This is a genomic window from Bradyrhizobium sp. Kon37 (assembly GCF_055807535.1).
On sequence record NZ_JBVVOY010000001.1, the window covers coordinates 482,349 to 494,545 of the forward strand.

The following is a 12,197-nucleotide window of genomic DNA, read 5'->3' on the forward strand; positions in this document are numbered from 1 at the left end:
CCTAAACCACCACGCCTTCGTGCCGCAGCAGCCAGCGCTTGCGCTCGAGGCCGCCGCCGTACTTCACCAGAGAACCATCGGCGCCGATCAGACGGTGGCACGGCAGCACCACGCTGATCGGGTTGGAGCCATTGGCATGGCCGACGGCGCGAATGGCCTTGGGCATGTCGATCCTGGCGGCGAGCGCGCCGTAACTCATCGTGGTGCCGGCAGGAATTTGCGCCAATGCATTCCAGACCTTCTGCTGGAACGGCGTGCCGGCGATGCGCCAGGCGATGCCTGAGAGCTGGCCGAGATCGCCGTCGAAATAATCCGACAGCGCAGTGCGCATGGCTGCGGGCGCGGGCCGGTCACTCAGCTCCACCGCACCGTAATGCAGGCGCAAGAGCCCGCGCATGCGGTGCTCGTAATCCTCCCAGTCGAGCGCGCGCAAGGCGCCCGCAGCGTCGGTGACCAGCAGCGCAATCCCGATCGGCGTCGCCAGCCGATCGAGGCCGAAGCTTACAGGTGATTTGGTCGGTCGCGCGGGCATTGCGGCACCATGGCATCGAAACACGCCATCGCAATTGCCACGCCGGCCGTGCTAGCGTCCACCCGAAAGCTGACGCTGGGGGAGCTCAACTTGATCTGGATCGCGAATATTTTGGTGGCGCTGGTCGCCGCACTGCACGCTTACTTCCTGATCCTGGAGATGTTTCGCTGGGACAAGCCGCAGGGCCTGAAGGTTTTCCGGAACACGCCGGAGAAGGCGGCGATCACAAAGGTGCTGGCCGGCAACCAGGGGCTCTATAACGGCTTCCTGGCCGCAGGCCTGGTGTGGGGGCTGGTGCACGGCAATCCGGCCTTCGCGTTCCAGATCAAGGCATTCTTCCTGCTCTGCGTGATCGTGGCCGGCGCTTATGGCGCGGCGACCGTCAGCACGCGCATCCTGATGGTGCAGGCGCTGCCGGCGGCGCTCGCGCTGTTAGTCTTGTTCCTGACCTGAGACGCCATAGCGCGGCGCCGCGATCCTTGCGCGTCGCCTGCCGTTCCTCCACAATCTCCGACAGCGATGGCGACCGTTGGCAATCAACGGGACAAGACCGTCGGTCGGAAATTCCGTCAGGAGGAACAACCCCACATGAGCAATCGCAGAGCCTTCATCACTGCCACGGCGGCGCTCGCCTTCGCGTTCTCCGCCAACCAAGCTCTCGCCCAGAAGAAATACGACACCGGCGCGAGCGACACCGAGATCAAGATCGGCCAGACTGTGCCGTTCTCCGGCGCCTATTCCGTCTACGCCAATATCGGCAAGACCCAGGCCGCCTATTTCAAGATGATCAACGATCAGGGCGGCATCAACGGCCGCAAGATCAATCTGATCCAGTATGACGATGCCTATTCGCCGCCGAAGACGGTCGAGCAGGTGCGCAAGCTCGTCGAAGGCGACGAGGTGCTGTTCACCTTCCAGATCATCGGCACCGCCGCGAACGCCGCCGTGCAAAAATATCTCAACGGCAAGAAGATCCCGCAGCTCCTGGCCTCGACCGGCGCCGCGCGCTTCAACGATCCGCAGAACTATCCCTGGACCATTGCCTATAATCCCAACTACGTGTCCGAGGGACGCATCTACGCCAAGTACATTCTCAAGGAGCATCCGAACGCCAAGATCGGCGTGCTCTATCAGAACGACGACATGGGCCGCGACTATCTCGCCGGCCTCAAGAGCGGTCTCGGTGATAAGGCCGCGAGCATGATCGTCGGCGAAGTCTCCTACGAGGTCACCGATCCGACGGTGGACTCGCAGGTGGTCAAACTGAAATCGTTGGGCGCCGATCTCTTCTATGATGCCTCGACACCCAAGTTCGCGGCGCAAGCGATCAAGAAGGTCGCCGAGCTCGGTTGGACGCCGGTGCACATTCTCGACATCAATGCGAGCCCGATTTCGGCGACGCTGAAGCCGGCCGGCCTCGACATCTCCAAGGGCATCATCTCCACCCAATACGGCAAGGAGCCCGGCGATCCGCAGTGGAAGGACGATCCGGGCGTGAAAGCGTTCTTCGCGTTCATGGACAAGTATTTCCCCGAAGGCGACAAGCTCAATACCGTCAACACCTATGCTTATTCCGTCGCCGAATTGCTGACGCAAGTTCTGAAACAGTGCGGCGACGACCTGTCGCGTGAGAACGTGATGAAGCAGGTCGCCAGCATCAAGGACTTCACCCCGAGCTTCGCGCTGCCCGGCATCAAGATCAACACCGGGCCGAACGACTACCGCGTCAACAAGCAGATGCAGATGATGAAGTTCAACGGCGAACGCTGGGAGCTGTTCGGCCCGATCATGGAGGATGCGGGCCCAGCGGGCTAGTTACTGGTAGGGTGGGTTACGCCCAGCGGACTGCGCTTTGCGCAGCCGCAAGGCTGACCCACCCTACGAACTGAGACGTTGCGTATCCTACGAACTGGGGGTGCACGCGCACCTTGCGTTGCAACAATGCCTCATTCACACTCGCCCTCAGCGGTGACGCCCCGTGCGCACAAGCGCACCCGATTGATCACCGGCAATAAACAATGAGGAAACGCGAATGAGGAATGGAATTCTGCATCTGGCCACTGCAACGGCGCTGACCCTGGCGCTGTCGATGCCGGCGGCCAATGCCCAGAAGAAATATGATCCGGGCGCCAGCGATACCGAGATCAAAGTCGGCCAGACGATGCCGTTTTCCGGACCGGCGTCGGCCTATTCGTCGATCGGCAAGACCCAGGCCGCCTATTTCAAGATGATCAACGACCAGGGCGGCGTCAACGGCCGCAAGATCAATCTGATCCAGTATGACGACGCTTACTCGCCGCCGAAAGCGGTGGAGCAGATTCGCAAGCTGGTCGAGAGCGACGAGGTCCTGCTGACCTTCCAGATCATCGGCACGCCGGTGAACGCAGCCGTGCAGAAATATCTCAACTCGAAGAAGGTGCCGCAACTGTTCGCGGCGACCGGAGCCTCGAGGTTCACGGATCCGAAGAACTTTCCGTGGACGATGGGCTTCAACCCCAACTACTTCGTCGAAGGCCGCATCTACGGACAGTACATCCTGAAGGAGCATCCGAACGCCAAGATCGGCGTGCTCTATCAGAATGACGACCTCGGCAAGGACTATCTGAACGGCATCAAGGCCGGCCTCGGCGACAAGGCTGCCAAGATGATCGTGACTGAAGCTTCCTACGAAGTCTCCGATCCGACGGTCGACTCACAGATCCTCAAGATCAAGGACGCCGGCGCCGATTTGTTCTTCAGCGCCACCACGCCGAAGCAGGCGGCCCAGGCGATCAAGAAGATCGCCGAGATGGGCTGGCATCCGGTGCAGATCGTCGACATCAACGCCACCTCAGTCGGCGCGGTGCTGAAGCCGGCCGGCCTCGACGCCGCCAAGGGCCTGATCAGCGTCAATTACGGCAAGGAACCGCTTGATCCGACCTGGAAGGACGATGCCGGCCTCAAGAGGTATTTCGACTTCATGGCCAAGTATTATCCGGATGGCGACAAGGATTCGAACTTCAACACCTACGGCTACAGCACGGCGCAGCTGCTGGTCCATGTGCTGAAGCAGTGCGGCGACGACCTGACGCGCGAGAACGTGATGAAGCAGGCCGCGTCGCTGAAGGACGTGACCAGCGACACCGCGCTGCCCGGCATCAAGGCCAACACCTCACCGACCGACTACCGGGTCAACAAGCAGCTTCAGATGATGAAGTTCAACGGCGAGCGCTGGGAGCTGTTCGGCCCGATCATTGAGGATGCGGGTCCGGCGGGTTAGTTCTCGGAAGCAACTGCCTCAACGTCGTCATGGCCGGGTCAAGCCCGGCCATGACGGAAATCAATCCGGCACCTCGCCAAAGTTCTTTCCGACCGGCAGCACCGCGTGCCGAATGAGCCGTGAATCCTCCACGGCGGCCTGCCTGTGCTTCACCGCTTCGCGATAGACGGGATCGCGGATCATCTCGACGAAGGCGGCGACGCTTGGGTATTCGGCGATGAAGCAATGGTCCCAGCGCTCGGTCTCCGGGCCGATCAGCATCAGCTCGAATTTGCCCTGCCAGACGATGCGGCCGCCGAGGCGTTCGAACACCGGGCCGCTCTCGCGGCCATAGGCCGCATAGGCTTCCGCGCCGCTCGCCTTGCGCCCATCCGGATAGGCCGCCTCCTTGCGCAAGCGCACCAAATTGAGCATGTGGATCGGGCCGGGGCGGTCATTGTCCCGGAACTGCGCGAAAATCTCCTTGGTTGGATCGATGTGGCCCATCTGAGTTTCCTTTTGTTTTATGCCGGCGATCCTAGCTCTGCCGACCTCCCAGCGGAACTGCGGCCAGCGAATGCCGCACCTCCTAATCGCGCGTTAAGCTCTGGGTAACCGGGCCTTAAACAGCGACCGCTAGCGTGCGGCGGGGCGGGTTGACCGGGCGTTTGCGTATGGGGTTGGGAAAGAAAAAGGGTGGGCGGAAGGAGCCGTTGTTCGGCTTGCCTGCGGCACTCGCCGATCTGCGCCTGACCGCGGCCGATCGCATTCCCGGCGGCGACGACAAGCCGAAGAAATCAACGAAATTATCTGCCAAGCGCAAGAGCGAGGATGCCGGCGACGAGCCGCCGCGCGAGCGGAAGGCGCCAGCCGGCCGCGGCAGTGCCAAGCGGCGATCGAAGGCACGCATCGGCGCGAGCCTTGGCCGCCTGGTCTATTGGGGCGCGGTGCTGGGCTTGTGGGGCGCGATCGCCGTGATCGGTGTCGTGATCTATGTCGGCGCTCATCTGCCGCCGATCCAGTCGCTGGAAATCCCCAAGCGGCCGCCGACGATCCAGATCGTCGGCATCGACGGCAGCATGCTGGCGCAGCGCGGCGAGATGGCCGGCGCCAACGTCTCGCTGAAGGATCTGCCGCAATATCTGCCCAAGGCGTTCATCGCCATCGAAGACCGCCGCTTCTATTCGCATTTCGGCATTGATCCCGTCGGCATCCTGCGCGCGCTCGTCACCAATTTGCTCCATCGCGGCGTGTCGCAGGGCGGCTCGACGCTGACGCAGCAATTGGCGAAAAACCTGTTCCTGACCCAGGAGCGCACCATGGCGCGCAAGCTGCAGGAAGCGGAGCTCGCGATCTGGCTGGAGCGTAAGCATTCCAAGAACGAGATCTTAGAGCTCTATCTCAACCGCGTCTATTTCGGCTCCGGCGCCTATGGCGTCGAGGCCGCCGCGCAGCGCTATTTCGGCAAGTCGGCCAAGAACGTCACCGTCGCGGAGGCCGCGATGCTGGCCGGCCTCGTCAAATCGCCCTCGCGGCTCGCGCCGAACCGCAACCCCGAGGGCGCCGAAGCGCGCGCGAAAATCGTGCTCACGGCGATGGCGGATGCCAAATTCATCACCGAAGCGCAGGCGCAGGCCTCGATCGGCCAACCCTCCTACAATGTGAAGCCGGTCGGCGCCGGCACGGTCAACTACGTCGCCGACTGGATCGGCGAGGTGCTGGACGATCTGGTCGGCCAGATCGACGAGAGCATCAAGGTCGAGACCACGATCGATCCGAAGCTCCAGAGCGTGGCGGAAGCCGCCATCATCGACGAGCTCGCGGCCAAGAGCGTGAAATTCAATGTCAGCCAGGGCGCGCTGGTGGCGATGACGCCTGACGGCGCGGTGCGCGCCATGGTCGGCGGCCGGAACTATTCCGAGAGCCAGTACAACCGCGCGGTCACCGCCAGGCGCCAGCCGGGCTCCTCGTTCAAGCCGTTCGTGTACCTCACCGCGCTCGAGCAGGGACTGACGCCGGACACGCTCCGCCAGGACGCGCCGATCGAGGTCAAGGGCTGGAGGCCTGAGAACTACACGCACGAATATTTCGGCGCGGTGACGCTGACCCAGGCGCTCGCGATGTCGCTCAACACGGTCGCGATCCGTCTCGGCCTCGAGGTCGGGCCGAAGAACGTGGTGCGCACCGCGCACCGGCTCGGCATCTCCTCGAAACTCGAGCCCAACGCCTCGATCGCGCTCGGCACCTCCGAAGTCTCGATGGTCGAGCTGGTCGGCGCCTACGCACCCTTCGCCAATGGCGGCTTCACGGCGACGCCGCATGTCGTGACGCGGATCAGGACGCTCGGTGGCAAGCTGCTCTACATGCGCCAGCCGGACGAGCACAACCAGGTGGTCGATCCGCGCTATGTCGGCATGATGAACGCGATGATGCGGGAAACGCTGATCAGTGGCACCGCCAAGAAGGCGGAGATCCCGGGCTGGCCGGCGGCCGGCAAGACCGGCACCAGCCAAGACTACCGCGACGCCTGGTTCATCGGCTACACCGCCAACCTCGTCACCGGCGTTTGGCTCGGCAATGACGATAACTCGCCGACCAAGAAGGCGACCGGCGGCGGCTTGCCGGTCGAAGTCTGGTCGCGCTTCATGAAGACGGCGCACGAGGGCGTGCCCGTGGCAGCCTTGCCGAGCTCTCCAGGTGGCTGGAGCCTGTCGAACCTGGCGCAGGCGACGTCGCAAGTGTCGCCGCCAACCGCGGCAGCGCCCGCACCGGTAGCGGCCAACAATGGCGGCTATCGTCCACCCCCCACGCGCGCCAATGCGCGACCGGAAGCGGCTGCAGGACTCGACGGCTGGCTGATGGACCGGCTGTTCGGCGGAAATCGCTAGGTTCTGCTCGAGGTCCGGGTGACCTCAAAACAAAACTGCGAAAACAACCCCATGCACAGTAGCCAGTGATAGCGGAATCAACGGCTTACGCGAGTCGCAAGACGGCTGATTCTGGCAGCAAGGCCATTTGACACGTCGGGCAAAACTGAACCGTCCCGCCATCATCCCGAACGGGGCAACTATCTCGGCTATCCCTGTTCGCCACCGGTCTCGTCTTCGGCAAGTCCTGCCTACGCAAGTCCTGCCTACCATGGCAAAATCGACCGATCCCCGCAGCTCCGGGAACGCAAAAAAACCAGTCTCTTCAAACCCCGGTCGGCGGCCCGGGATTTGCTCTCATAGGTTGAGCAAGTATCGGAGAGCGTTCCATGATGTCAGGTGTATCCAGCGCGGCGTTGCCACATCTACGGCCCGCATCAACGTCCGCTTCGAATAGGACATCGAGTCTTCAGCCGGCGGGACCGGACGCGACTGATGCTGCGACCGACGGCTTTCGGATTGACGTCTCGCAGGTCAAGCCCCTGACAGGCGCCAAGTCGATATCGGCGGCGGACAATCCTCACCTGCGCGACCTCATGGCAACGAACTGGCTGATGACCCATGATACGAGCGCGACTCAATCGGCCGTCTCGGACGATGCACCGGAGAATACCTATGCTCAGGTGAAGGTCGACGGCAAGGTGGTCGCCACCCTGTACAATGGCGGGTCCTCGACGATGACAAACGAGGCGGCCGCAAAGATCGGCAAGCTGGACGATCCTCCCGGTCTGAGTGGACCGGATCTGGCGCAGTGGCGGGCCGACAGATACGCCGAGCGGCTCGGAGGCACCGTTGAAAAAGCTTCCACCGCGATCACGCAATCGCAATGGACCCCGCGTGAAAGCAGCTCCGCAACCTATAGCCGCGATCAACTCGACGCGGCCTTCCAGGCGATGCTGGCCGAGGGCCAGAAGGCGGCCGCGCAATTGCAGTCATCCTATCTCGCCTCGCGCACGCAGCCGGGGACAAGCGCGGATGTCAGCGCCTGAGCAGAGGGATGAATTGAGTTCGCGCGGACGTCGCCGCATTCTCAACTGTCATTCCCCGCGAAAGCGGGGAATCCAGTACGCCGCGGCTTCTCGGTTCAATAACAACCGCCTCGGAATACTGGATCGCCCGGTCGAGCCGGGCGATGACAGCGTCACATGAGGCATCAACGAGCCCTAATCCTCGACCCCGTAGCGGTGCAAATCGTTGCCGTATGTATCGAGCCATTTCTTGGCGCGCTCCATCGACGGGCAGACCTTGCCGCAGACGCGCCAGAATCGCGCCGAGTGGTTCATCTCGACGAGATGGGCGACCTCGTGCGCGGCGAGGTAGTCGAGCACATAGGGCGGCGCGAGGATCAGGCGCCAGGAGAACGACAACGAGCCGGCCGAGGTGCAGGAGCCCCAGCGGCTCGATTGATCGCGGATCGAGAGCCGCTTGACCTTGACGCCGAGTTCGACGGCATAGGATTCCGCCGCGCGCTGGAGATCGCGACGGGCCTCGCGCTTGAGGAAGTCGCTGACGCGACGGTCCGCATGTTCGACGCCGCCGGCGACGCAGAGAATGCGTTCCCCGCTATCGCGCACTTCCGTCCACACCGTCCCGCGGGTGCCGGCGCGATGAACGATGCGATGAGAAACGCCGCGAAGCGGTATCACTGTGCCAGGTTGGAACGGCGCGGCCTTCGGCAAACGGCCGAGACGTGCCGCGATCCATGCGCCGTGGCGCTGCGCGAAGTCTTTTGCTTCGGCGAGCGTGCCGCGCGGCGGCATGGTGAGGATGGCTTCGCGATCGCTCGGATGAATTCTGAGCGTGTAACGGCGCGCGCGGCGATGCCGGCGCAGTCGAATCGCAAAATATTGCGATCCATGGGTGATCAGGAGGGTCTTCGGCTCGTGGGGCCGGCGATAGAGGAGTGCGCGAGTGGCCATGTCTGTCAGTCCGGGGGCAGGAGAGCGCCCGGATTCTGCCATAACCGCCGCCAGGGAAAGCGCTCGGCGCAAAAACAAATCATTTGCCCAATATACAGGGGTCTGGCGTCCGGGAGACCCTACAGACTGGGGTTGGAACCGGCTTTTTTCGCCCCCATCACACGCATGCGACACCCCCAAGGGGTGAGGTTGGACTCACTCTTACAAAACTACCTAAATACCGCGAATCTGGCGGGAACTTGCCCCTGTCGGAGCCTCCGACAGGGCGTCGATTTTCAGCGGGAAAGCCGAAAAACGCGATTATTCGGCCGCGAGCGCCTGCAATGAGCTCGGATTCGCCGCCGAGACCATGAAGTCGTGGATGCGCGGCACGATTTCCGATTTGAAGCGCGAGCCATTGAACACGCCGTAATGTCCGACGCCCTTCTGAACGTAATGAACGCGGCGGTCATCGGGAATCGAGCTGCACAATGTGTGCGTTGCTTCGGTCTGACCGATGCCGGAGATGTCGTCGTTCTCGCCTTCGACCGTCATCAACGCGACGCGCGTGACCTTGGAGGGATCGACGCGTGTTCCACGATGGGTCATCTCGCCCTTCGGCAGCGAATGCTTCACGAACACGGTATCGACCGTCTGCAGGTAATACTCGGCCGAGAGATCCATCACCGCGAGATATTCGTCGTAGAAGTCGCGATGCTTGTCGACCAGGTCGCCGTCGCCCTTCACCAGATTGGCGAACAGCTGTTTGTGGGCATCCATGTGCCGGTCGAGATTCATGCTGATGAAGCCGTTGAGCTGCAGGAAGCCCGGATAGACGTCGCGCATCATGCCCGGATGCGGAAACGGCACCTTGGTAATGACGTGGTTGCGGAACCAGTCGATGCCGCGCTCCTGGGCGAGGTTGTTCACCCCGGTCGGATTGCGACGGGTGTCGATCGGGCCGCCCATCAGCGTCATCGAGGTCGGCACGAAGGGATCACGGCGCGCTTCCATGATCGAAACGGCAGCGACGACGGGAACCGAGGGCTGGCACACCGCCAGCACATGGGTGTTGCCGCCGAGGACGTGCAGCATCTCGATGACGTAGTCGATGTAGTCGTCGAGATCGAAGCGGCCATCGCTGAGCGGCACCATGCGGGCATCGGCCCAATCGGTGATGTAGACCTCATGCGCCGGCAGGAAAGCCTCGACCGTACCGCGCAAGAGAGTCGCGTAATGGCCGGACATCGGCGCGACGATCAGCACGCGCGGCTGCGGGCTGCGCAGCGGACGGGTGAATTTGCGATCGAAATAGAGCAGACGGCAGAACGGCTTTTCCCAGACCGAGCGGACCTCGACGGGGACGCGGATGCCGTTGACCTCGGTGTCGTTGAGACCCCATTCCGGCTTGCCGTAGCGGCGCGTGGTGCGTTCGAACAACTCGCAGGCTGCGGCAACCGACTTGCCGACTTCGGTGCGCGCCCATGGGTTCAGCGGATTCTGAAACAGCAGCTTGGTTGCGTCCGTGATCGCACGCGCCGGATTGAGAGAGGCTTGCCCCATCTCGTACATCCAGTACATCGGCGTCGTCAGGACCGGACTGCCTTCGGCCACCAGGGGCGGCGCGCCGCCAAACTCACCAATCGGCATCGCTATATTCCTCTTCGCATCGCAGCATACTGCCGAATGCGTAATATTGCGTCAATGCATGGTTCCGTACATCTACGTGGCCCAGGTGCCCAAACCGGGCTGAATCCACGAGAAAGTGACGTTATTCGCCGCCTGACAGCAGCGAGCCCTGCATCCGGGCGCTGCGCAAAAGAGCAAGGAATGCCCCAAAAGATGCAACCAACAGCACCGCGTTGATAGCCAACGCGCTCAGCATCAGATCGGTCCTGAAGGTGTTTTCGATCAGCAGCGCGCGCATCCCTTCGAACACGTAGGTCGGCGGCAGCGTCCAGGCGATATATTGCAACCAGACCGGCAGCACGCTGACGGGATAGTAGACGCAGGCCAGCGGCATGATGCCGAACATCAAGGTCCAGACGATGCTCTCGGCGCCGAGGCCGTTTCGCAGCACCAAGCCGGAGACGAAGATGCCGACCGACCAGCTCGTGAAGATCAGGTTGCAGAAGAACGCGATCAGCGGGACACCGAGCGCATAGACGTTGAAGTGAAACAGGAACAGCGCGAGCAGCGTCATCGGAATGACGCCGATCGCGAGCCTGATCAGGCTCATGATCATCAGCGACAGCAGGAATTCGATCGGCTTCAACGGGCTCATCATGAGATTGCCGAGGTTGCGCGCCCACATCTCTTCCAGGAACGAGATCGAAAAGCCGAGCTGCCCGCGAAACAGGATGTCCCACAGGATGACGGCGCCGATCAGGGTGCCGCCGGCACGCGCGAAGAAGTTTGCATTCTGCGCGATGTAAAGCTGAAGAAAGCCCCAGGTGATGACCTGCAGCGCCGGCCAGTAGAGCAGCTCGAGCAGCCGCGGCCAGGACGACAGCAAGAGGTACCAATAGCGCAGGATCATCGCGCCGATGCGGTGGAGGGAGATGCCGCGATGGAGGGAGGCTTCACTCATTGCTGCACCGCGTAGCCCGGATGAGCGAAGCGACATCCGGGACCTTGCTGGCGGCGTTCCCGGGTATCGCTTCGCTCACCCGGGCTACGGTCGCAACATACGGCCTCACTCATCGTGCCGCCTCCTGCGCGCCGTTCACCCGGCCGCGCGCGACGTCCAGGAACACTTCCTCCAGCGTGCTGCGGTTGTAGCGCGCCATGATGGCTTCGGGCGTATCGTCGTCCTCGATACGGCCGCGCTTCATGATGATGACGCGGTCGCAGAGCCGCTCGACTTCGAGCATGTTGTGCGAGGCCAGCAGGATGGTGGCGTTGTTCGCCTTGCGATAACGCTCCAGATGACCCCGGACCCAGTCGGCGGTGTCGGGATCCAGCGAGGCGGTCGGTTCGTCCAGCAACAGCAGCTCGGGCTGGTTGATCAGCGCCTTGGCAAGCGCAACACGCGTCTTTTGTCCTGCGGAGAGCTTGCCGTTGGCGCGGTCGATGAATTCGGTGAGATCGAGGTCGCAGGCCAGCTCAGCGATGCGGTCGGAGAGGTTCTTCACCGCATAGAGCTTGCCGAACACGGTGAGGTTCTGACGCACCGTGAGCCGCATCGGCATGTCGACATAGGGGCTCTCGAAATTCATCCGCCCCAGCACGGAAGCGCTGTCCTCCGGCATTCGATGCCCGAGCACCTGCACGCGGCCGGAGGTCGGTAGCACCAGGCCCATGATCGTCGCGATGGTCGTGGTCTTGCCGGCGCCGTTGCCGCCCAGCAGCCCGGTGATGCTGCCACGCGGAAGCGAAAAGGAGATGTCGTCGACAGCGCGGGTCTGCTTGTACACCTTGACGAGGTGATCGACCGCGATTGCCGCGGAGAGGCTGCGATCCGCGACAGTCGGCCAGCTTGAAGCCTTGTCATTCTCGGTCATGCTGGGCGTTCTTCTGCTATTGCAGCGGAGAGCGCAAGGCTTGTAATCCGGTGGTTCCGTGAGCCGCGCGCTTGTGATCGAGAAGGCACCGCCCCATTG

The 12,197-nt window shown here is 62.6% G+C and carries 10 protein-coding genes and 1 pseudogene; 5 read left to right on the forward strand and 6 right to left on the reverse strand.

The annotated features are described in order from the left end of the window. Nucleotide 1: 1 nt before the first annotated feature. A complete protein-coding gene (locus tag AC0L3J_RS02310; protein ID WP_473345769.1) occupies nt 2–532 on the reverse strand; it encodes a methylated-DNA--[protein]-cysteine S-methyltransferase in 531 nt (176 codons plus the stop codon). Between the two features lie 9 nt (nt 533–541). Between AC0L3J_RS02310 and AC0L3J_RS02315 the strand changes: the two genes are divergently transcribed. From AC0L3J_RS02315 to AC0L3J_RS02325, 3 genes are all read left to right on the forward strand, one after another. Then, the gene (locus AC0L3J_RS02315) at nt 542–985 is read left to right on the forward strand and encodes a DUF1304 domain-containing protein (protein WP_473345770.1); all 444 of its coding nucleotides are present in this window, start codon (nt 542–544) and stop codon (nt 983–985) included. 135 nt (nt 986–1,120) lie between these two features. Beyond that, nucleotides 1,121–2,347 (forward strand): ABC transporter substrate-binding protein, encoded by a 1,227-nt coding sequence (locus AC0L3J_RS02320; protein WP_473345771.1) that lies wholly within the window; start codon nt 1,121–1,123, stop codon nt 2,345–2,347. Between the two features lie 217 nt (nt 2,348–2,564). Next, on the forward strand, nt 2,565–3,791 hold the full coding sequence (locus AC0L3J_RS02325; protein WP_473345772.1) for an ABC transporter substrate-binding protein: 1,227 nt from the start codon (nt 2,565–2,567) through the stop codon (nt 3,789–3,791). A gap of 60 nt (nt 3,792–3,851) precedes the next feature. On the opposite strand, the gene AC0L3J_RS02330 is transcribed toward AC0L3J_RS02325, so the two are convergent. Next, nucleotides 3,852–4,277 carry a DUF1330 domain-containing protein gene (locus AC0L3J_RS02330; RefSeq protein ID WP_219679800.1) on the reverse strand — a complete coding sequence of 142 codons (426 nt, stop codon included), beginning with the start codon at nt 4,275–4,277 and terminating at the stop codon, nt 3,852–3,854. 167 nt (nt 4,278–4,444) lie between these two features. Between AC0L3J_RS02330 and AC0L3J_RS02335 the strand changes: the two genes are divergently transcribed. Next, nucleotides 4,445–6,658 (forward strand): transglycosylase domain-containing protein, encoded by a 2,214-nt coding sequence (locus tag AC0L3J_RS02335; RefSeq protein WP_473345773.1) that lies wholly within the window; start codon nt 4,445–4,447, stop codon nt 6,656–6,658. A gap of 368 nt (nt 6,659–7,026) precedes the next feature. Continuing rightward, nucleotides 7,027–7,686 (forward strand): hypothetical protein, encoded by a 660-nt coding sequence (locus tag AC0L3J_RS02340; RefSeq protein ID WP_473345775.1) that lies wholly within the window; start codon nt 7,027–7,029, stop codon nt 7,684–7,686. Nucleotides 7,687–7,860: 174 nt separating this feature from the next. Here AC0L3J_RS02340 and AC0L3J_RS02345 read toward each other — a convergent pair. The 4 genes and pseudogenes from AC0L3J_RS02345 to AC0L3J_RS02360 form a co-directional block, all read right to left on the reverse strand. Continuing rightward, nucleotides 7,861–8,699, reverse strand: a pseudogene (locus AC0L3J_RS02345) (M48 family metallopeptidase). Between the two features lie 217 nt (nt 8,700–8,916). Continuing rightward, a complete protein-coding gene (locus AC0L3J_RS02350; RefSeq protein WP_456767092.1) occupies nt 8,917–10,245 on the reverse strand; it encodes a polyhydroxyalkanoate depolymerase in 1,329 nt (442 codons plus the stop codon). A gap of 121 nt (nt 10,246–10,366) precedes the next feature. Further along, a complete protein-coding gene (locus AC0L3J_RS02355) occupies nt 10,367–11,185 on the reverse strand; it encodes an ABC transporter permease (protein WP_007616001.1) in 819 nt (272 codons plus the stop codon). A 109-nt stretch (nt 11,186–11,294) separates the two neighbouring features. Then, a complete protein-coding gene (locus tag AC0L3J_RS02360; protein ID WP_473345776.1) occupies nt 11,295–12,098 on the reverse strand; it encodes an ABC transporter ATP-binding protein in 804 nt (267 codons plus the stop codon). Between the last annotated feature and the right edge of the window lie 99 nt (nt 12,099–12,197).